Genomic DNA, 21,864 nt, shown 5'->3' with positions numbered 1-21,864 from the left:
TTTAACTCTCTATAATCTATTTATATTTCTTAAACTCAGAAGAATATGGTTTGTATATCTTCTTCTATTATTTAAAGTCAGATCCAACTATATAATGTATTTCTTCTTTAAGAGATTTAGGAATCCGATCTGTTCTTGTTCAATCAGTTTCTGACAAAGCTACTCATAAACAGATGTATACAATTCGACGTCGAAACGTATACATGATTTATCGGCTAGTAAGCATCGTATACAATGACTTATTTTCAATGTATACAAATTAAATTGATATTTATTCGGTTTATACTCGTTTTTATGTTGTAAGGAAAATAAGATTATGACATGATATGAGATAGAAAGGGGAGAGAAGATGAACATACTCACGTTTTACATATCGAAAGGTGGATCAGGGAAGACGACCTGTTCTTTGAATATGGCTTACGCATTAGGTGAGCTAGGACAACGTGTCTTGATCATTGATTTAGATCCTCAAGGCTCGCTCAGTAAACTGATGTTAAAAGAGTCTGACACAATCAAGTACATGACGATGTTTGATGTACATACACGCAATCTCGATATCAAAGAAGTCCTGTTTGATGATAAAACGTATCATGTGAGTCTTCTCCCTTCGAATGAACGAAATGCCAGGTTGATCAATTTGATTTCCGAGCAAGACAAGCTCTATTTATTAAAGGACATGATTGCACCGCTTGAGGATGAGTTTGATTGGATCATCTTAGATTCGGTTCCATCAATTAACGAACTCTCGAAAGTCGTGCTTTCGACGTCAAACATGACGGTCATCCCGTTCATGCCGAAAAAGCTCGTGTTCGACCAACTTGCGAGTACGGTCCGTACCGTACAAAAAGTGAAAAAGTTCTATAACCCGGACCTTGTCATCACAGGTATTCTTCCCGTCGCCATGGATGCTTCTTTAAAGGCAGATAAAGAGTATTATGAAGCGATGGAAGTTATCGCGAAGGAAGAGGGGTTAGACATTCTTCCGATGATCAAGCGCTCCACATTCATCGAGAAAGCTGCCGATAGTGGAAAGAGTGTCATTCAGTACCGCTCCAAGGAATCGAAGGTACTTGCTGAACCGTTTCGACTATTGGCTAAGCAAGTCGTTGAACAGGCAGGTGAGACATCATGAAGGCACGGAATCGTAACATTCATAAAATCAAGCCGAGTGAGCAGCATCCGTATCAGAGCGGTTTGACGAATATCAGTACACTCGTTCAAAAACTTCCAGTATCGAAAGAAGTCGAGGACCTGGTTCATGAAATCAACGAGCTCTCAAAAGTTCAAACGATTTCTGTATTTGAGATTGGGAAGCGTCTCGTTATCGCTCGTTCTGAGATGCATGACAAAAAAGAATGGATCGGTTTCCTCGAGGCCGTATCGATGTCAAGTTCTCTCGCATCCCGGTATATCAAAGCCTATGAGACGTTACATCCACTTGAAGCATCACTTGCAAGGTTACCGGCTTCTAAACTGTTTGAACTGATGTATCTCGACAATGTCGAGGAAGTCGTCGAACAGGGACTGTATATCGATGGCGAGTCTCGAGGTGTCGACGAATTGACGGTCAAACAAATCCGTGAGGCCCGTAAGACCCGTGAGCCTATGCAACAGGTCAAAGTCAGCCCGTTTCAAAAAACAAAGAAACCATCTGCCGTTCTTTCAGCAAGAATCCCGACCGAGCTGTCCGATCAATTCCAACAGTATGCGCATGCCCAAAATCGGAGTGTGAGTGAGCTATTGACGGAAATTATCGAGCGGACAGTGAATGACAATACCATTGACGTCACAGACGAGAATCGAGGAGACGAATCATGAAGAAAATCGCATTGTACAATCGAAAGGGCGGAGTTGGAAAGTCGACGACGACCATAAACTTGGCTCATGCTTATGCTCGTGATGGATTACGTGTCCTCGTCATCGACGCGGACGATCAGGCCTCTTCGACGAATGGACTCGGTCTCACGAACGATTACGAAGGAAAAGTCTTACTCGATTGTCTACTAGAAGAGAATGACCCATTCTACACACCAATCGAACAGGTCATTGTGACATGCGAGTATGAGACAGGTACCGTCTATCTTGTGCCAACCAGACGTTCGGCTTCGCCAAGTGACTTGACGAGCCAAATTGGGTATGAGTATCGACTCAGTGAAGAACTCTCTAAGATTGACGAGTTGTTTGATATCTGCTTAATCGATTGTCCAGGATCGACTTCAGCGCTTAACCCGTATGCTCGCTGCGCACTCGTCGCCCAGGATCGAATCGTGATGCCTGTCCAGATGCAGAAGTTCTCGATGGACGCTGTCTACTCGGCTCCAGAAGAGCTTGAAGAGATGAAGCGGTTCCGGGAAGACATCCATATCGCAGCGTTCATCCCGACGATGGTGAGCGCTCGCTCAAAAGGGGATGTCACGACAGTCGAGGAACTTGAAGAACTCGGAAAAGAAGTTGGTATTCCGGTTTTGACGACGATCCCTTACGCGGTGAAGGTACAGACACTCCAACGGGAGTCTCGTCCGGTCATTGACCACAAGAGCCCAGCAACCGATGCCTATCTACAACTTGCTCAGGAGGTCCTTTCGTTATGACACGCAACCGTAAGAAACATACACCGAAGATTTCGACATTTAGTGCCAACCTTCCGGTGAATCAGAATCAACAAGCGACGGATAGCCGTACGGAACAAGTCGAGGCCGTGAAAGAATTCTCTGCGACAACGACTGTGACGAACCCTTATCAGGCCCTGCCGGCGACGGGGTTGTCACGTATCATCACGAAGAAGCTTCCTGAGGATATGGACGGAATTGTTCAATATTACAACCACATCGATGCGATTCAAGCGACTAGCTTTGTCGAAAAGTGTCGTATTCTTGCCCATGCGAACAGTCTATTCCGGGATCCAGAAACAAAAAAAGAGTTCCAAAAAGAACAAGGAACGTGGAAAGACTTCTTAAATAGAATTGGAATGTCCCAACCACAAGTCAGCCGCTTCGTGTCATTTTGGAACACCTTCGGTCCGAACATCTTAGAAAAGACGCTCGAGCAAGATTTTAGCGCGACGAAACTTGCTGAGTTGTTGTCGTGGCCAGAAGATCCGAAGCTCGCGTTACTTGAGAATAAGAAGTACTACACAGCTTCAGGAGACAAGACGGTGTACGAAATGACACGTGAAGAACTCCGAGAAGTGAAGCGGATGTTAATCGAACGTCAGGAACAACGCGTGCTCGAAGTCGAAACTAACTCTGTGAAACCAATGCGTGTCCAGATTCGCTTTGCTGATTTAACGGATCCTTTATATGTCGGGTTGACTCAAGCCGCTAAAAAAGAGCATGTCTCTGAAGATGAAATCATTAAACGGGCCTTGGACCAGTATCTAAAGGGTTACCAAGATTAAATGTTAAACAATTTAATTTCTATATTTCTTAAAGAGTTAGGAAAAAATTACAAACTCCCTTATTTGGAGTTATTTACTTTCGTTGTAATGATGATTATATTTTTCTATCTTTTTTCAACATTGAAAAAATACTTCGATATGAAAGAAGAACGAAACTTGACTGCATACAATGATCAATTGGATGCTCTATTTTCTGTACATCGAAGTCTTAACAAGGACACTATGGATAGAGAAGAATTAAATGACGCGTTATATAAACTGAGTCAAGTCGGGGACAGTCAGATTGCCACAAAGTCATTCTATTGGATTAATGAGAAAAGTATTAACTATCAAGACGTAATGTCTGTTATAAACATAGAAATCAGACGCCTACTTAATCTAAAAGGTAGTACTGTTCCAGGAGGTTTTCTAAGAGATCTAGAAGACCTATATCGGCTGACTCTCAGCTTTGTTCGTCCTGCATTTTTTGCCTTTTTACTATGGATGTTACTTATGAGCTTCATGAGTCTATGCATGATGGTTTGGTTAGGTAATATACAAATGCTCGACTTCTTTGCGGTCGTTTCAATACTGTTGATTGCTCTTCTCTTGTTTAGTTTAATAGGAATCATCTTGCGCTCCCTATTTAAAAAGCCTCGTATTAAAAACTGGAGGAAAGTGTTATTAATCATTTTCATAGGTGGAGGTGGGATCATATCTTTGTATGTAGCCTCTACAAATAAAATTGATGAATTATTAGATTCGTTGGTAATTTTATCGCTTCATCTTGCTTGTTTGATTTTTATCATATATATCGATCAAGAGACTTTCCCTGATAGGAAAATCGGTTGAATTATAAATTACAGGTAAAACAATCGAATAAGTTACTTATACATGACACCACAACTTACTAAAAAAAGAATGGTGTCTTTTTATATCGAATAAATATTAGACTCCAACGGATACATAGTATCGAATTCGACTACAATTTTATTCGATTAGTTTGTAGACTAATACAAAGAAGAGTATAATCGTATTAGAAGGAAGGTGTCATCATGAACTCAAATACAATCATCGTGAACAATATAAAAACATGGCTACAGGGTAATCAAAAGTCGCAACAATGGTTGGCCCAAGAAATCGGGGTCAGCAAGGCACTGGTCGGTCATATGTTAAATGAGAGCCGTGTCATCCAACCACAACGGATCGTTGCAATCGCGAAGGCATTAAGTGTATCGGTCAACGAATTGACAACTGATGCTCCAATGAGAGAAGAGCGCATGACGGTCGAGTTGCGCGGGACACTCTCAAATCGACGGTCCAAAATGGAGCTTGAGCGTCTGAAATTTGCGATAGAGGATTATGTCGGTCTCAAGGGTGATTTATAATGAAGCCAACTACAAAATTTGCGGAAGACACGGCAGAAGCGTTTGCAGCCGACTTTTTAGAGCAAGTCATTGATAGCCAAGTCTTCATTGGTGCTTATATCGAACAGGTATTGGCCAAACGAGCAAACCTCATTTTTCAATATGTCGAGGACGACTCGTATTACGGTGTCGCAATCAAGCATATGTCTGGAGAAGAGTTCATTGCATTGAACTCCTACCAACCGCTACGTATGCGTTACTTTACCGCGGCCCATGAACTATGGCACTTGTCTGAAGCGAGCGAATGGCAAGTCGATGGGTTCGATCACGAGCGGGCGGCTGACCGTTTCGCAGCTGCGATCATGTTGCCGAAGGGTACGACCAAAGAAGTGTGGGAGAAACTGAAGGACGGCTATGATACGAAGTCCGCCATCATCTATTTGGCAGATATGGCCCAAGTCCCATACATCTCGGTCGTCCGACGACTCCGAGAACTCAATTACCGATTCGCTGACTTGAGTGAACAGGAAGCCGATTGGCGCGAAGAACGGAACCGTCTCGGGATTGCCCCGAGCCCATTGGATCAAGCCCAACGCTTCGATTCATTTGTGGCCTATGAACAAGTGGTCGTCAAGGCAGTGGAAGAAGAACGATTGACACGATTGAACGCTGCGAACAAACTCTCCGTCTATCGACCAGATCTGGCTAAAACGTTACAAGAAGATGAAATCAGTCGTCTACAAGAGGACGTGCCCCATGATTAAGGAGCCGGTGTTCATCGATGCGAACATCATCATTCATGCGGCAAGCTTTCGACAAGCCGACGTCTTTGATTGGATCAACAGCCTGTATGGACAAGTCCTTATCCATGTGGAGGTGTTGAATGAACTGAAGACATCTTCGGTAAGAGACAAGGTCGACGCGTTCATCAACAACGGGACGTGGGTGTTGTTCGATCCTGAATCGGAAGCATCGATTGCGACGGATGACCTCTATGACCTTTATCTCGTTTATCTGACAGAAGTCCGCCTTGCGTTCCAACAACTGGACGAAAAGAAAATCCGAGAAGGACGGCCACTCAAACATACGAGCGACCTGGGTGAGATTCATAGCCTTGCTGCCGCGAGGTTGATCAGTGCTGGCTTGATATGTAGCGATGACGCGGACATACGAGAAGTCATCAATGACGCTGAACTTTACATCGTAAACCAAGAGGAACAGGAAATACTCATTCGTCAGCATACCTTCATGGATTTCTGTATACATTTGAAGCGTTATGAAGTCGTGAAGAGGAGCCAGATTCGAAAGTTTTTCAAGACGATTCGTCCCCATGATTTAATTGTGCTCGATCAACACATTGATGAGATATGAATACGATGTTGCATCATCAAGACAAAAAAGTACCCAAGCCGCGTCGATGTATGACGTGTATTGGGTACTTTTCTTCATGTTATTTACTATCCGATAGCTTGTTTCGCTCCCGAAGGACGGCGAGCTCGATCTGTTCCTGTAACCGGTTCTCGAACGCCTCTTTTTCACGACGGAGGAGCTGCACTTCCAAATGAAGTTTTTGGTTCTCCTCTTCGAGTTGGTCGCTTCGTCGCGTTCGTGCCTTCAACTCGTCAAGCGTGTCCATCAGGTTCTGGTTTTGCCGATTGAGCTGACTGCGATCTTGCTCGAGCTTCTTGACGTCTTCTTCTAAGTTAAAAACCAACTTCTTCTGGGCCTTCAGTTCCTCTTTGAAAGAAGCACGTTCGGTCTCGAGGGCGTCCTGAGCGTTCTGTTTCTCGGCGAACAGAAGCTCCACTTGATGTTGAAGTGGAATTAATTCCTGGTCGTGGGCCGCGACTTGACGCTCATAGTCCTCTTTGAGCTGTTCCGACTCTATGATGATGCTTTGCTCAAGGTCATGAATCGTCTTTTGATAGCGCGAACGGATCCGTTCGTGTTCCTTTGTTTGAAGCTCAAGCCTCGTGGCACGTTCATTGAAAAGGGCTAGCACCTGATTCAATGCCGCCTGGAGAGCATCGTTCTCCTCACTGATCAATGGATCTGGCACCTGTTTATCAGCCAAGGTGATCAGTTCTTCAAACAATTGATTTGTAGACAGTTGCCGCTGTTCCGACAATCGCTGGATATGTTCTTTTACCTCTTGGGAGACTCGAAAAGAGGTCACTTTGGTTTCATTCGACTGCACAGCATTCACCACTTTACCATTTGATAGATTTCTCGTTTGAACGCATATGGACTCACATTCATCTCACTTCCATTTTCGCGTATTTACTACGTAAACACAAGACGAGGCATTACTGACAAGCCTAATCCGTTTCGACGTCGAAATGTATACATTTCAAAGTGTTCTCGTCACTTTTGATTAGATATGACCATACAGTAAGTACTCTGTATATAAAAACTTTTGATTGATCAAGATGCGTAATTATCGAGACTATTCGGTTCGGGCTCGAGGTTACGAAGGTCTCGATGAACGCATCAAGGACTCTTCCAACAACCGAGACTCTTCTAATAGTTCTTTTAACGTATTGCTATACGGGTTCAATGAGATTTGAGTATGTCCGATGCTTCCAAAACTGAACGAACGCTGCATCAATACACCCAGGAATGTCAGCTTGTCTGTACTCGTGTAAAACGATACGAATTCCGGGTCGTCGCTTAGCCTCGCCAAGAGAGCAGCCTCCCGTTCTTGAGGGGGAAGTTGTTGAAAGACTGGATTACCTATTGATTGATAATAGGCGTCACAAGCGTAAAGTGGAGTAAATTTATGCTCGAGAGCAGCCGCGTGGTCATAGATGAGTTCAAAATGGCGAAGGTCGTTGTCATTCACTTGTGACAGAAGATGCAAGAAGAAAGCGGACTCACTACTTGCGGCGAGTTCTGGCCGGGCAAAAACTTTAGCAGAGTAGATGGCCAATAGAGTGGTCGCCTGATAAGAGTGATTGGTCTCCGAAATCTCTTTGGCACGGGCGATGAACAGTTTGACGACATCATCGCGTGTCTTGAACTCTCCCATGAGCCAGGACATGTTCTCGAGGGTCATATCGCCCTCCGAATACAGTTTCCATGCGAAATAGTCCATGAAGCGGCGCCGGTATTTCACGTAGGGAGACTTTGCGAGTTCATCGGAAAAATTGACTGAGAGAAGTTTGATTGGATTGGTTGCTATCTCAAAAGCAAGGGCTCCGTAATGACCGAGTGACACAGCAGACTCTAAAACAAGTTTAGGGGCATATTTGATGACTTTGCGGATTGGTTTTCGTTTCTTTCCCATGTGGCATCCTCACACCTTCCTGTAAGGGCTGGTCAACAAACGATTGGACGTCAATAGTGGCCGAACAATTTTTTGAGGGACCTCCACTTCGGCGGGTAAGCATTGCTACCGCTATAGGAACTAGTCTCCTCCCCCTTCTTACAGACCTCCAACTTCCACTGGGTCCCATCGTGAGTGATTGTTTCTGTTTCTACGAACAACTCCGGCCAGAGATGCGTCTTAAAAGAATTGAATTTCTTTAAGACTTTTGCAGAGTCATCCTGGTTGTACCAACCGGATTCTATCCGTTGTTCCTCGCCAAACGTTTGAAGGATCAAGAGTTCTCGTTTAACGAAACCGTTCGAATGAAAAGTCAAAATGGACTCGTTATAAACGCCAAAACTCCCGATCCATAGCGTCACTTTCATGATAGGGTCTGTTAGTGTTAATTCACTAAGCGGAATGGTTGGCTCTAAAGCTAAAGACTGACGACGTTTGTTCTTTAACTCTGACTCCTGAAATTCCTTCTTGTCGAGAGAATCATCTTTTTTGTGCATCCTAATTCCTCCTAATTACGTAAGTTTAAAATCATGAGAAAATCAGTTGAAATTGCGAGTTGTATATTTGTATAGAACATAGGAGGTAGCGACCCAGAATGACTAATTCATGAGTATTCTCTATTATAAGTTGGATTAAACGAAATGGTGTGTAAAATATTGGGTAAGGCTCTGCTTTCGGAAGTCTAGTAGAAACGTTATAATTCTTAGTGTGGAATAATTTTTTATCACTAAACTTCGAATATTAGACAGGAGAAATAGACATGTCAGCATTGAACCAAAAACTTTTCAGCGCAGCGGACAACCTTCGCAGCAAAATGGACGCCTCAGAATACAAAAACTACTTATTAGGCCTCATCTTCTATAAATATCTCTCAGACAAGTTGCTCGAGAAAGTCGTTGTGAGCGCAGATGCTTCGCTTGAAGACTACGATACGCAGAAGAAGCAGACAGCACTCTACATTGAATTATTGGTGGATGACGACATCAAGGACGACTTGATTGAGACACTCGTCGATGTGCTCGGTTATGACATTGAACCAAAGTACCTCTTCAACGTTCTCGCAGAACAAGCACAGCAAAATATCTTCCAATTGAATGACCTCAACAAGGCGTTCGTTGAGTTGGCCTCAAAGTATGAGCAGTTCAACGGCCTGTTCGATGACGTTGACCTGAAGTCGAAGAAACTCGGTTCGGATGACCAGCAACGGAATATCACCATCACGGAAGTATTGAAGAAATTGGCGTATGTCGATTTAGTAGGTTATGGCGGCGATGTCATTGGGGACGCATACGAGTTCCTAATCAGCCAATTCGCCTCAGAGGCCGGGAAAAAAGCGGGGGAATTCTATACACCTCATCAGGTATCGGATATGATGGCACGCATCGTCACCATTGGACAAGAAGATAAGAAACTCTTCAGTGTCTTCGACCCGACGATGGGTTCCGGCTCGCTCATGTTGAACGTCCGAAACTACCTGAACTATCCGGACAGCGTGAAGTATCACGGACAAGAGCTGAACACGACGACGTTCAACTTGGCGAAGATGAACTTGATTCTTCATGGTGTTGATAGTGAAGACATGCGCCTACGGAACGGGGACACCTTGAACAAGGATTGGCCGACAGATGAGCCATATACGTTCGACTCCGTCCTAATGAACCCTCCGTATTCTGCTGATTGGTCAGCGGAATCTACTTTCCTTGATGATTCACGCTTTAACCGATACGGCAAGTTGGCACCGAAGACGAAAGCAGACTTCGCCTTCCTACTTCATGGTTTTTATCATTTGAAAGACTCAGGAACGATGGCAATCGTTTTGCCACACGGTATCTTGTTCCGTGGGGCGGCTGAAGGGGTCATCCGTAAGAAGTTATTGGAAGACGGTAGTATAGATGCGGTCATCGGGTTGCCAGGAAACATGTTCTTCGGAACATCGATTCCGACCACGGTCGTCATCTTGAAGAAGAATCGAGAGGCACGCGATGTACTCTTCATCGATGCGAGTAAAGATTTCATCAAAGGCAAGAATCAGAACAAACTTTCGACTGAACATATAGAACGCATTGTTGAAACGTATAAAATGAGAGAAACTGTTGAAAAATATGCTTACGTCGCAAGTTTCGATGAAATCAAAGAAAATGATTTTAACCTCAATATCCCGAGATATGTCGATATGTTTGAAGAGGAAGAACAAATCGATTTGGCAGCAATCGGGAGCGAGTTAAAAGCAGTCCGTGAGAAGAAAGCGGAGCTGGAAGCGAGTCTATTTGAGATGATTTCGTCGCTTAAATATGGACAAAAAGAAAACGAATGGATTCAAGGGGCGTTAGAGGTGTTCAAGGATGGAAAGTAAGTTGACTCCGATTTTAAGGTTTAGAGAGTATGAACATGAATGGAAAGCAAAGACTTTTAAAGAACTTGGGTCTGTAGCCATGTGTAAAAGGATATTTAAAGAGCAGACTACTGCACAGGGTGAGATACCATTCTATAAAATCGGTACTTTCGGTAAAATAGCAGATTCATATATTTCTAGAGAAACATATGAAGAATATAAAGAAAAATATATATATCCCAAGGTAGGGGATATACTATTATCAGCTTCCGGTACAATCGGTAGAACAGTTATCTACGATGGAGAAGATGCTTATTTTCAAGACTCTAATATTATTTGGTTTAATGCACATAAAGAGCCTTTAGATAACTCATTTCTATATCAATTTTATCAGGTTGTTAAGTGGAGTGGTCTCGAAGGTAGTACAATTAAGCGACTATATAATGAGAACGTTCTGTCAACAAATATTAACCTGCCTTCATTAGAAGAACAAAAGAAAATCGGTTCATTCTTTAAAAGCTTAGACGATACGATTTCTCTTCATCAGCAAGAACTTGAAGCCCTCAAACAAACGAAACAAGGTTTCTTGCAAAAGATGTTTCCTAAAAAAGGACAACTTATTCCTGAAATAAGACTAAGTGGATACAAGGAAAATTGGAAAGAAATGAAGTTCAAAAATCTAGCTAAAATCAGAAGAGGTTTAACTTATAAACCAAAAGATGTTGATAAAACAGGAGTGAGAGTACTTAGGTCTTCAAACATTAAAGGAGATTCATTTATCTTAAAAAATGATGACGTGTTTGTTAAGCAGGAAGCTGTGAATATTGATTATGCCAAAGAAAATGAAATACTTATTACCTCTGCAAATGGATCGAGTAACCTAGTAGGAAAGCATGCTTTGATAAAAAAATTGGATCAACCGACTGTGCACGGAGGATTTATGTTAATTGCTTCAGCAAAAACACCGTATTTTGTAAATACTTTAATGAGTACTGAATGGTATGACCGATTTATTAAAGTTCATGTTTCAGGTGGAAATGGTGCTATAGGAAATTTGAATAAAAATAATTTAGAGAATTATTCAGTTATGGTTCCTTCAATAGAAGAACAGATCAAAATCGGCGATTTTTTCAGACAACTGGATGAGGTTATCGAGTTGAAAGAAAAAGAAGTTGAAGCCTTGAAGGAAACGAAAAAGGGCTTTCTGCAGAAAATGTTCATATAAACAAATGGGACGAAAAGGAGAATCGTGGTGAAGACGACACATAGTGATGAACTTGCGGTCGAACATCGACTGATCGAGGTGCTCGGGGAAGGGCACAACCAATGGAACTATCGACCGGACTTGAAATCGGAGGCAGACCTCTGGGACAACCTCCGTCATAAGATCACGCGCAACAACTTATCAGAGGTTGGGGAACATCCGATCACAAACAAGGAGTTCGATACCATCAAGACGGAGCTCCTCTCGAAGACGCAGACACCGTTCGATGCGGCACGCTGGTTGAAAGGGGAGAACGGCATCGCCCGCATCACCATCGAGCGGGAAGACACTTCGCTTGGCTCGATGTCACTCATCCTCTACTCGAACCGCGACATCGGGGGCGGCATCTCGACGTATGAGGTCGTCCATCAGATTGCCAAACAGAAGGTGGACGAGGACGGGCGTGACCGTCGTTTCGATGTGACGCTCCTCATCAACGGCCTCCCGATCGTCCAAATCGAGTTGAAGAAGGTGACGGCGAAGGACGGGGTGTACCAGGCGCACAACCAGATCAAGAAGTATGCGGAAGAGGGTCTGTTCCGAAACAACATCTTCTCGACGCTCCAACTGTTCGTTATCTCGAACGAACAGACGACGCGCTACTTCGCGAACGCGCTCCCAAAGGACATGCATCGGAAGTTCGTCTTCAGTTGGCGTACGACCGACAACCGGAAAGTCGATAACTTGTACGAGTTCGTGAAACAGATGTTGAACATTCCGGACGCGCACCGCTTGATTGCTAACTACACGATCGTCAGCGAGGACCAGGACAACAAGGCGCTCATGGTTCTTCATCCGTATCAGATCCATGCCATCGAGGCACTTTTTGCGTCGGCAGCGCGACATGAGTCGGGATTCGTCTGGCACGCGACCGGGTCCGGAAAGACCTTGACGAGCTTCGTGTCGACGAAACTCCTCGCTCGGAAGCCCGGGGTCGACCGGACCATCATGTTGATCGACCGGAAGGACCTCGACAGCCAGACGACGAGCGAGTTCACGAAGTTCGCCTCGGAGTTCAACACCGGCATCTCGTCGGGGAACGCCGCAGCCAACAGTTTGATCGTCGGGACGTCGAGCTCGAAGAAGCTGAGCGAGACGCTCCTGTCCGACACGAACTCGAACACGGTCATAATCACGACGCGTCAGAAGCTCGAGGCGGCCCTCCGGATTGCACAGAAGCAGGAAGAGGAGAAGGGCGCACACCGCTTCCAAAAACTCATCGGGCAACATATCGTCTTCGTGGTCGATGAGTGTCACCGGGCGCTTAGTGCGGAAGGGATGGGGGCCATCAAAGGCTTCTTCCCGAACTCGACCTGGTTCGGGTTCACCGGCACGCCGATCTTCAACGAGAACAAGAAGCAGGCGCAAGGGCAGCTCGCCCGCACGACCCGTGAGCAGTATGGGGAGCTGCTCCATTCGTACACGATCAAGAACGCGCTCGAGGACGGGGCCGTGCTCGGCTTCCAGGTCGAACATGAGGACACGATCGAACCGACCTCGCTGAACAACCGCATCTTCAGCATCCTCCGTCAGGACGAGAGGCATGCCGACCTTTCCGACAACGAGTTGAACGAGCTCATCGACCAGATGGACGCGATGGAGAAGGAGAAGCATATCCCGAACGACCTGTACGAGCGGGACGAGCATATCCAGAAGGTCATCCATAAGATGTTCCGCCCGGACAACGCCTACACGAAGTTCGACTTCAAGAATGGGCGCCCACAGAAGTCAGCGATTCTGACGACGAGCTCGATCGCGATGGCGAAACGGTATTATCAGGCCATCCAGGCGATGAAGCAGGACCCGGACTGGATGACGAACGAGTTCGCGGGACATCCAATCCGGAAGGGACGCACCATCGAGGACCCGGACTTCCCACGCATCGCCATCACGTACTCGATGCAGGAGAACGAAGACAACTCGAAGCAGGTCGAGGACGAGATGCGACAGGTCATCCGTGACTATAACACTTATTACGGGACGGCATGGTCAATCGAGGACATCGAGCGCTACAACGGGGACATCAACAACCGTCTCGCGCGCAAGAAGGCCGAGTTCAAGGAGTTCGGGAACCAGATCGACCTCGTCATCGTCGTCGACCGACTGCTCACCGGCTTCGATGCGCCGACCATCCAGACGCTCTTCGTCGACCGGAACCTGAGCTATGCGAACCTGATCCAGGCGTTCTCCCGAACGAACCGGACCTTCCCGGGAAAGACGAAAGGATTGATCGTGACGTTTCGGAAGCCCGCCCTCATGGAGAAGAACGTCCAGGATGCGACCCGCCTCTATTCGAACGAGAACGACGATTCGAGCCTCGTCTATCCGACGTACGAGGAGTCGAAGAAGCGATTCAAGAAAGCGCATAAGGCGCTGCTTGAATTGGCTGCCGAGCCTGGTGAGATTGATGAACACTCGACGTTAGAGGAGCGAGTCGAGTACGTCAAGGCATTCCAGGAGCTGAGCAACGCTTTCGAGGCACTCGTCACCTACGACGAGTATAACGATGATATGGAGAAATCGAAGACCCTCCAGGACCAAGTGAAGACGGTCGAGGATTTCGTCGGCAGTTACAATACGGTCAAAGGCTCATTACTGGAAAAGCCTGACCCTGACGATGGAGACCCGGACAACACGCCTGATTTCTCGGATATCGAGTTCTTTGGGGACAATACTGCGAGGCTCTATGATGTCGACTCGAGCTATATCGACAAGTTACTCGGCACCTATTCGGCCAATAATGCCGACGTCCGTTCTGAAATCGAGAAGGCGCTCCAGAAGTTGAACAAGTCTGAGGTCGTTAAAGAAGTATACCGTTCGATTTTAAATGCGATTGATGGCGGCGAGATCGAGGAAGATGACATCTTCACACTGAAACGAGGCTATTTCACAGGCGCCTACGAACAAGCCGTCCGTGATTTTGCTGAGCTCTGGTTTGTCGAGGAGAGGGAACTATACGCCTCTGCCGTTCAATACAATATCGGTGCTGACCCGATTCCAAACATCGGCGGTATTATCAACAGTAAAGATTTCGCAAGTTACAAGGAAGCCAATCCCGGGGCTATGCCCTTGAAGTATGGTCCGTCGATGAAGCGAGAGTGGCGAACCACGTTAGATCAAACAGTTATCCCGCTCAGCCAAGAGCTTCGCTAAAAAAACAAAGTCACAAGACCAGGATACGGTCTTGTGACTTTTTGTGTTTGAAATCAAATAAACTGCCCAATTCCTGTGCTCTAGCAAGCCACTCAACAGTCTCGTTTGACAAAAAATGAAACATGACTAATAGAGTGATGACTTGTAAAAAACTATCTTGATTTTTGCACTTGTAAACATGTTTTCATGATGAATACTCCTTTTTGAGTTCTAATTGATAAGGTCACGATGATGAAGGTACATAATTGATTTAAGCTTGAGATAATCAGTCTATTTCTGAGATTCGTTATATATTTTAATCAAAAAGGTTATGTTCGCCCCAGCTAGGTTGAGAGCGTATTGGGTCAGGTAATCCGGGGTATTGACAATCGTCGCCCCCTGACCGTGTCCTGTGTTATTGTTTCTGACTGTTGGCAGTCCATCCAGCGTCGCCCGAAGTGAGGTAAGCTGGGTTTGATAATAGCTTGGAAGGAACGCATTGTCGAAAAGTGTCTGAATGAGTGCGGCGGCTGTTCCCTTTCCTGTCGACCACCCATTGGCTTGGCAAATGGTTTTCATCGTGCTCTCGAACGCCTTGGCGGCGGAAGTGATGGCAGCTTTATTGTCACCGTCACGGTATTGTCCATGTGCCTCTAAATATTCATCCAAAGGTCCTGCGAATTGGGCGTTATGCATGAGTAGGAGTGCTGGCTTAATTGCCTCCATATGGAGTAAGGTAGAGTCAATTTTGATGAATTGGTCCTCCACAAATTCTAGTCCGACTCCGTTCTCTCGGAATCTCATGTTCAAGGTCTCAATCGTTTTGGGTCCAGCTAAACGGTAATCAACAGCGATTTTAAAGAGTAGCTCAATCATATCGACGACCCAGTCACTTTCTTTGCAATCTAATAAGAACATTATACAGGATTGAATAGAATTACTGGGATCGCTTCCGCAACCAGGAGCATCAGAAAAATCAAGAAGACCATGTTCAGCACAAATGTATTGTCGAACTTCTGCAAATAGCATAGGTTGGTTTAAACGGTACAATGCGTTGGATGATGTGTTATAACCATGACCAGTTTCAATCTGATAAACATCCACCAATAAATGATAGATTTGCTTTCGAAGACGGTCGGGTAGAGTATTGTCATAAGGAAATATCTCAATTTCTTTTTGGTTGTTTCGCTTTGAAAAGAGCATGTCTTTTCCCCCATTATTTATTTTTCATAGTTCGTAGTAAGTTTTCTCGTATAAAGAAGAATGCTCTAATAATTTCTGAAGGTGATTACAAAATGACGAAAGCAATCGTTACATTCTCTGTTTCCAGTATACGACAATTGACTTATATAAAAAAAGAACCTTATAATACCCAAAATATATCTAAACGTGAACGACTTATTCTTTTTATGATTTGAAGATATTGACGTACTGCAACTTTTGGCTGGTACATTGCCTTTAATTCCTGATTCTATTGTTTTAACTGATACATCTATAAAAGCAGCAAAGGATTTTTCGTCAGCAACCGCCAGGGCGTTAGTCCATCGATTGTTCCACGTGGATGATTGCCTCGAACGGTACATGAATGATTCCGTCCCGCTGATTGGCCAGCTCGACGGTCCGCTCCATATAGTTCGTCCGGTGCACAAAACCCTTGAATCGTTTCATCTCCCGCTTCTCCACATATTTTACCTCTACCAAATCTCCGCTGAAGATCGCGTCGTTCAGCACATTCTCATAGACCGATAGGACCTGTTCATCGATATCTGGCATCTCGATCTTTTGGATTTCCTTATAGTACTTCGTCAGCAGCGCCTTGTGCTCGGGCATGAGGAATGGGATCCATTTCAATTCGCCCCGATCGCGATACATCGTCATAATAATTACCCCTCTCAATAAAACGAACGTTTGTTCTTATCTTATACCCGATTTGTCCCGTTTGAACAGCCTTTTTCGTGATTGGTAATCCGTGCGTCCTGTTTCCGTACTCTAGCTCGCTGGTCGTCGGTGCAAGGGACGTCAAAAAAATGACGCGCCCTCCGGCCCGTCTTCCTTCGCTTTTGGCTCAAAGCAAGGCTTTTCGCTCGTTGGCTACGGAAGCCAGGTCCTATGTGCGCTCTACGCATTTTTTTGAGGCTCTCCCTGCGGTCGCCCTTGCACCGTCTCCCGACGCTCGCTTCGTTCCCGTCAACAGGACGCACAACGGTGTTCGTTCTGAGGACAGCTTATCCGAAAGGGGACAAATCATCATGGAACTATCCGCCATCATCGAGGTCATTCGTATCAAGCAAGAGGTTCGCGAGGAAATGGTCGCCCTCGAGCACGCCATCATCCACTCGCCGGACAGTGCCCGACAAATCGGGTCATCGTTCATCGGCGACGACGACCGTGAAGTGTTCCTCGTCATCATGCTCAACACGAAGAACCGGGTCATCGGCGTCCACCGGGCGCATGTCGGGAGCGTCAACTCGAGCGTCGTCCACCCGCGGGAGGTCTTTAAATGCGCCATCCTGAACAACGCCTCGTGTCTCATCGTCTGTCATCAGCATCCGAGCGGGGACCCGACCCCGAGCCGGGAGGACATACTCGTCTCCGAACGGTTACATGAGGCGGGTGACCTCATCGGCATCCCGGTGCTCGACCATCTCATCCTCGGTGCGGACGAGTCGTACGTCAGCATGAAACAGCGGGGTTACATGGGTTGAACGGAAGGGAGTGGGGCCGGGGGACCGGTCCCGGTCCGTCCGGTAAGGGCAAGGACGAAAAACGTGCGTTTTTCTTTGACGAGAGGGCGACTCGCGTTGCTCTCGCCTGGATCCATAGAGCGGGATCCGGGAAAAGGTCCGTTTTCGCATGACGAAAACGAGATGGTTCGTGTGTGAAGATTGGACGTTGTTTTGGTCTGTCTCGTAAGAAGACTATTTGATGAAATGACAGAAGTGAAAACACGGTTTGTTTATTGAAAATGAGCATGTTTTCTAAACAAGCCCTAGGGCTTGTTTGAAACAACACCAGGGCTTACGTGAAATTAGGCGAGATGTTGCCTGCTTGGATGCGAGGTATCATGAGGCTATCAACAGGAGAGGAAGATTCAGATGGACAGTTACCAACTAGACCAACAGACGATGGACGAGATGACGGAGGTATTACTTCGACGCCTTCCTGACCGGCTTCAAGAAGATTTTGACGACTTAAAACTTGTGAGCATGGATCTGCTTTGTGATGTGAAGGAAGGAGAACGCTTGACCCACCTCACCGTTTTTTTCAATACGAATATGCTCCGACGGAATCGTCGTACATAAGAAAAAGGAACGATTGTATACACGTATACATGTAGATTTGTATACATATATACAAATTTTAAAAGTCTTCATTTCTGTAGGTTCATGAACAAGGACTGAACTGACTCTGGACGGGGAATCGTTCTATAGAAAACCGGAAGGGGGGAGACGTGATGGACGAGGGGTTGCTTGATGACTATGCGTTTGGGGGATTGGATCCGTTCGTCCGGACCGTGTTCTCGGAACTGATGGAACATCCCGAGTGGATGCGTGTCGTCGACAGGGAACATTGCGTCGAGAAGGTCGTCCGGTTCGATGAAGGACGGAACTCGCCTTACTTCCGCGTAGTGATCTATCTGGATGCAGAGGAGCGTCCGACCAAGATTGTGTATCTATATGGGACATGGGTGGTGGCGGATGGGGACGTCAGTTTCGTCGTCTCAGAGCTATCCAAGGGTGTATTCGAATATGAAGTGATGCATGTGCATTGGCTCATCAAGTATCGGTTCGAGGATTGGGGCGTGTCTGAAGACGGGGCATGGGAGAAAGAATGGTGATCCGGGCTCATGCGTGAGCGTCTAACGCCTGATGGCGAAGTCGCTCATCGCACCGCTGCCCCCCTGACGGCCCGATAACAAGAGCTGCTGGCTCACCGCCGCATCTCTATGTTCCTGGCCCTTTCTAACGGGAGGCACGGAGCGTAAGGTAAAATCAAAAGCAAGAGCGTGGGCGCGTCTAACGCCACGCGGAGTGGCATTCGAATCTAGGACAGGCCCAAATCGCGGACGCAATTCTCGACAGGATCGTACACGACTCCTATAAAATCCTGGTCGATGGCGAAACCTCAATGAGGGAACACCACGGGCTAGGGATAAGCTAAGATCTTGGCCATCGATGAGTCGATGGCCTTTTTCTTCATATTGACTCGCTCAGTCGTCCGCACTAGTGGCTCTCTGTATCCGCAATACTCAGCAGGACAAAAAACGCATCCTTCGAGTTTTTGAGGATGCGTTTGAGCAATGTGACTCTATTTGACTCGCGTTTATATTCCTACATATAAGCATACAACTGATGGTAGTTTCCAAGGTGGAGCGACGGAATGGACGTGTCAGACATTGGAGCGGAAAGGATATATCATAAAATTGGTATTTTTCGAGCATATATCACAAGGTTGATGTTGTCGCGCGATTCAATAAAAACGAGTTTTTTCATCATGGATTAGCTCGTCTATATTATTAATTGTAATAATTAAAATTTATTATTTTACTAATATTTCGTTTTTGGGCATAGAATGATAGCTTCTTGCTGTCGTATGTGAATATATAAAGTATTTACCGGGCTCTTCAAAAATATAAGAAATTACATACAGTCCGTCTTGTTGATAATTGGCTTCAATTTTTTCGTGTTGGCTTTCCTCTTGGCCTTCTTTCCATATCTCGAATTCAACTTTATCCGCATCGTCTACTTTCTCGTTTCCTTGAGAAACAGTTGCTATAAGTTCAATAACTTCGTTTGCTTTTACTATTTCAGGATCTGTTTTAAATTGTACATCAATTAATTCTGGAATCACTTCAGGTCCATTATTGCTTACTGTACTTCCACAACCAGATAATACTAACAAAACAATCAACAGTGAAAAAAACCTTGCCATCTTTTTTCTCTCCTTTAAACGATTTAATATTAACATACACGAAAATGTGATGTATTGATTATTACATTAAAAGTGACCTGATCATGCAATCTTATTAGCTATCGAGCATAGACCCCATGTCACTTTTAAGGTTCAAGACTTTATAGAGCGTCGTATGCTCGATTGGTTTACTTTTCTATATAAAAAATAAAGAAATGTACATTTTATATATTAAGTTCAATTTTATATATTAAGTTCAAAAGATATTAATTGAACTTAATCCAAAAAGTTGGATCATGAAATAGATCATCTGGTGACTTCGACAACCTAGGTTTGAATTTGGACCTTCATATCCGTAAATTTATCATCGACCGTTAGACACGGCCTTAGTAACCTAAGGTTCGTCTCGACGTATATTGCCAGTTGAAGGTCATCAAAGGAGAGAAGAGTCTGTACTTCAAGATTGAATCGATTAAAGATTGTCTACCCATCCATATCGTTTTTAATATCTACATAGTGAATGTGTATGTCGCACCTGAGATTGTATTCCCCAGGCACTCGTAGGGGGGTGGGGGCACGAACGAAAGCTCATCCTAACTTTCTGAAGTTTTTCTTGCGAGTCAGTTAGCGTTTGGTCACCGAGACTTTAAAAGCTTTCGGACATAAAAATCGCCCCATAAAAATTAGATTATCAGGTCCAACTTTTACGGGGCATCTAATATTCTGTGGTCTAAATATTAAGTGATTTACTGAAGTAATTATATAGTGTTAAACAATTTCGCCTCTGAAATTCAGAAAAATTGGGATGGGTTGACTGTATTCCCTGCACTTGTAGCTGAGTACGAATAGTTTCCTCGATGGACTTCAAAGTGTAAATGAGAACCGGTCGAATTTCCGGTACTCCCCATCGCACCGATGTTCTGTCCTCGGGTCACACGTTGTCCGGCGGAAACGGACAATGAGCTCATGTGAGCATAAAGGGTAGTCCAAACTTGACCGCCTATGACATGCGTAATGATGACATGATTTCCATAAGGTCCACCCCAGCCTGCTCGAGTTACAGTTCCTGTTTGAGCAGCCATAATAGGAGTTCCTACTGGTCCAGCTGTATCTAGTGCATTATGGAAGCTGTAGCCATTGGCCCCGCCTGCTGGACCCCATCCTTGGGTTACGATACCTGAGGTTGGACGTTGAAAAACTCCGCCACTTGTTGGAGAAGCGAGTGAATCCGTAGTCTTTGAAGTGTTTACCACTTTCTCAGAGTTTGGTGATTTTTCGAGAGAGGCTTTATTCTCGCTGATTTCATTTTTTTCGGCACTTTTTGCTTCTGCAGCTTTACGCGCAGCCTCTTTGGTACGAATTTTAGCTTGTTCTTCAAGCCTTTGGGCTTCAATCTCTGCTTGAATTGATTTTTCTTGTTCTTGAAGCGTCGATTCCATTTGTTGCAAGCTTACCAATTTAGATGTGAACTGGATTTTTTCGGCCTCTAATTTTTTTATTTGAGCAGCCCGCACTTTAATTTTGCCGTTCAATTTTTTCTGACTATTCTCTAGCTCTTCTTTTTGACTAATAAGCTTATCTTTTTCAGTGTCCAATTCAGCTTTAGCAATTTGAAGCTTATTTTTTGTTGATTGATATTCTTTGAAAAGTTCTTGATCATTTTCTTGAATCGTCCCTGCGGTGATCATGCGTGAAACCAGATCACCAAAGTCTTTTGAACCAAAAATAAATTCAGCCCAGTTTATAGAAGAACCACCGTTTTTTTGCATCGTGACCATGCGTTCTTCCATCAATGTCTTTTGAGAGCTCATTTTTTTCTGGAATTCTTTAATTTGAGTTTGAATCTGAGCAATTTTCTTTTGGGTTGTCCGAATTTCAGCCTTCTTCTGGGTGACCTCATTGATAATATCCTGTAACTCGGATTCCAAGTCATTCAGTTTCTGTTCTTCGAGTGTGATATCTTGTTCACGCTGCTGAATTGACGTATTAGCTTTACGTTGCTCTGTAGAATTTTGCGCTTGCTTCTGCTGGATATTTTTTTGTTTTTCAGTCAAGTTTAAAGCGTAAGAAGGGGATGCGCTTTGAACTAACATAACACCAAGTAAAGTTGAAGCTATAATTTTTTTCATGGTAAACAATGTTGTTGCCTCCGTAACT

21 protein-coding genes and 1 pseudogene are annotated in these 21,864 nt (G+C 45.0%); 15 read left to right on the top strand and 7 right to left on the bottom strand.

Annotated elements, in window-relative coordinates; all coding sequences use genetic code 11:
- Positions 1-349 precede the first annotated feature (349 nt).
- The 8 genes from P398_RS0115875 (at position 350) to P398_RS0115840 (ending at position 6,114) form a co-directional block, all read left to right on the top strand.
- Positions 350-1,132 (top strand): ParA family protein, encoded by a 783-nt coding sequence (locus P398_RS0115875; RefSeq protein ID WP_029336205.1) that lies wholly within the window; start codon positions 350-352, stop codon positions 1,130-1,132.
- On the top strand, positions 1,129-1,818 hold the full coding sequence (locus P398_RS0115870; protein ID WP_029336204.1) for a hypothetical protein: 690 nt from the start codon (positions 1,129-1,131) through the stop codon (positions 1,816-1,818). Before P398_RS0115875 ends, P398_RS0115870 begins: the two co-directional genes overlap by 4 nt.
- On the top strand, positions 1,815-2,591 hold the full coding sequence (locus P398_RS0115865) for a ParA family protein (protein WP_029336203.1): 777 nt from the start codon (positions 1,815-1,817) through the stop codon (positions 2,589-2,591). Before P398_RS0115870 ends, P398_RS0115865 begins: the two co-directional genes overlap by 4 nt.
- Positions 2,588-3,397, top strand: a complete 810-nt coding sequence (locus P398_RS0115860; RefSeq protein ID WP_029336202.1) for a hypothetical protein — start codon at positions 2,588-2,590, stop codon at positions 3,395-3,397. The genes P398_RS0115865 and P398_RS0115860 overlap by 4 nt, the downstream gene beginning before the upstream one ends.
- Positions 3,398-4,228, top strand: a complete 831-nt coding sequence (locus tag P398_RS0115855) for a hypothetical protein (protein WP_029336201.1) — start codon at positions 3,398-3,400, stop codon at positions 4,226-4,228.
- Between the two features lie 203 nt (positions 4,229-4,431).
- Complete coding sequence (locus tag P398_RS0115850; RefSeq protein ID WP_029336200.1) at positions 4,432-4,764, top strand: helix-turn-helix domain-containing protein; 333 nt, start codon at positions 4,432-4,434, stop codon at positions 4,762-4,764.
- Positions 4,764-5,507, top strand: a complete 744-nt coding sequence (locus P398_RS0115845) for an ImmA/IrrE family metallo-endopeptidase (protein WP_029336198.1) — start codon at positions 4,764-4,766, stop codon at positions 5,505-5,507. Before P398_RS0115850 ends, P398_RS0115845 begins: the two co-directional genes overlap by 1 nt.
- Positions 5,500-6,114: a hypothetical protein gene (locus tag P398_RS0115840; protein ID WP_029336197.1), complete on the top strand. Its 615-nt coding sequence runs from the start codon at positions 5,500-5,502 to the stop codon at positions 6,112-6,114. The genes P398_RS0115845 and P398_RS0115840 overlap by 8 nt, the downstream gene beginning before the upstream one ends.
- A gap of 79 nt (positions 6,115-6,193) precedes the next feature.
- Here P398_RS0115840 and P398_RS0115835 read toward each other — a convergent pair whose 3' ends face one another.
- The 3 genes from P398_RS0115835 to P398_RS0115825 all read right to left on the bottom strand — a co-directional run bounded on the left by P398_RS0115835 (position 6,194) and on the right by P398_RS0115825 (position 8,565).
- Positions 6,194-6,802, bottom strand: a complete 609-nt coding sequence (locus P398_RS0115835; RefSeq protein WP_152548633.1) for a hypothetical protein — start codon at positions 6,800-6,802, stop codon at positions 6,194-6,196.
- A gap of 408 nt (positions 6,803-7,210) precedes the next feature.
- Positions 7,211-8,029 (bottom strand): hypothetical protein, encoded by an 819-nt coding sequence (locus P398_RS0115830; protein ID WP_029336195.1) that lies wholly within the window; start codon positions 8,027-8,029, stop codon positions 7,211-7,213.
- A 50-nt stretch (positions 8,030-8,079) separates the two neighbouring features.
- Complete coding sequence (locus P398_RS0115825; RefSeq protein ID WP_029336194.1) at positions 8,080-8,565, bottom strand: hypothetical protein; 486 nt, start codon at positions 8,563-8,565, stop codon at positions 8,080-8,082.
- 263 nt (positions 8,566-8,828) lie between these two features.
- Between P398_RS0115825 and P398_RS0115820 the strand changes: the two genes are divergently transcribed.
- From P398_RS0115820 to P398_RS0115810, 3 genes are read left to right on the top strand one after another with little or no spacing between them, the layout of a single operon-like run.
- Positions 8,829-10,421 carry a type I restriction-modification system subunit M gene (locus P398_RS0115820; protein WP_029336192.1) on the top strand — a complete coding sequence of 531 codons (1,593 nt, stop codon included), beginning with the start codon at positions 8,829-8,831 and terminating at the stop codon, positions 10,419-10,421.
- A complete protein-coding gene (locus tag P398_RS17100; RefSeq protein WP_029336191.1) occupies positions 10,411-11,625 on the top strand; it encodes a restriction endonuclease subunit S in 1,215 nt (404 codons plus the stop codon). The genes P398_RS0115820 and P398_RS17100 overlap by 11 nt, the downstream gene beginning before the upstream one ends.
- A gap of 24 nt (positions 11,626-11,649) precedes the next feature.
- Positions 11,650-14,817, top strand: a complete 3,168-nt coding sequence (locus P398_RS0115810; protein WP_029336190.1) for a type I restriction endonuclease subunit R, EcoR124 family — start codon at positions 11,650-11,652, stop codon at positions 14,815-14,817.
- A 270-nt stretch (positions 14,818-15,087) separates the two neighbouring features.
- Here the strand turns inward: P398_RS0115810 and P398_RS16475 are convergent, their stop codons facing one another.
- On the bottom strand, positions 15,088-15,999 hold the full coding sequence (locus P398_RS16475) for an STM4504/CBY_0614 family protein (RefSeq protein ID WP_029336189.1): 912 nt from the start codon (positions 15,997-15,999) through the stop codon (positions 15,088-15,090).
- Between the two features lie 333 nt (positions 16,000-16,332).
- On the bottom strand, positions 16,333-16,674 hold the full coding sequence (locus P398_RS0115800; protein WP_029336188.1) for a YolD-like family protein: 342 nt from the start codon (positions 16,672-16,674) through the stop codon (positions 16,333-16,335).
- Between the two features lie 371 nt (positions 16,675-17,045).
- On the opposite strand from P398_RS0115800, the gene P398_RS0115795 reads away from it, so the two are divergent.
- The 4 genes and pseudogenes from P398_RS0115795 to P398_RS16855 form a co-directional block, all read left to right on the top strand.
- Positions 17,046-17,501, top strand: a complete 456-nt coding sequence (locus P398_RS0115795) for a JAB domain-containing protein (protein WP_034799670.1) — start codon at positions 17,046-17,048, stop codon at positions 17,499-17,501.
- A 390-nt stretch (positions 17,502-17,891) separates the two neighbouring features.
- Positions 17,892-18,098: a hypothetical protein gene (locus P398_RS0115790; RefSeq protein ID WP_029336186.1), complete on the top strand. Its 207-nt coding sequence runs from the start codon at positions 17,892-17,894 to the stop codon at positions 18,096-18,098.
- 152 nt (positions 18,099-18,250) lie between these two features.
- Entirely contained in the window at positions 18,251-18,634 is a 384-nt protein-coding gene (locus P398_RS0115785) for a hypothetical protein (RefSeq protein ID WP_029336185.1), read from the top strand.
- Between the two features lie 194 nt (positions 18,635-18,828).
- Positions 18,829-18,957: pseudogene (locus tag P398_RS16855) on the top strand (ATP-binding protein); the annotation flags it as partial.
- Positions 18,958-19,335: 378 nt separating this feature from the next.
- Here the strand turns inward: P398_RS16855 and P398_RS0115775 are convergent.
- Both P398_RS0115775 and P398_RS0115770 read right to left on the bottom strand, forming a co-directional pair.
- The gene (locus P398_RS0115775) at positions 19,336-19,728 is read right to left on the bottom strand and encodes a FixH family protein (RefSeq protein WP_029336184.1); all 393 of its coding nucleotides are present in this window, start codon (positions 19,726-19,728) and stop codon (positions 19,336-19,338) included.
- A gap of 770 nt (positions 19,729-20,498) precedes the next feature.
- On the bottom strand, positions 20,499-21,836 hold the full coding sequence (locus P398_RS0115770; protein ID WP_029336183.1) for a murein hydrolase activator EnvC family protein: 1,338 nt from the start codon (positions 21,834-21,836) through the stop codon (positions 20,499-20,501).
- Positions 21,837-21,864 lie beyond the last annotated feature (28 nt).

The organism is Exiguobacterium aurantiacum DSM 6208 (assembly GCF_000702585.1).
In the GTDB taxonomy this organism is placed as follows: Bacteria; Bacillota; Bacilli; order Exiguobacteriales; family Exiguobacteriaceae; genus Exiguobacterium; species Exiguobacterium aurantiacum.
The sequence above is the reverse complement of the archived record's forward strand: the minus strand, read 5'-3'. Positions and strand labels throughout refer to the sequence as shown.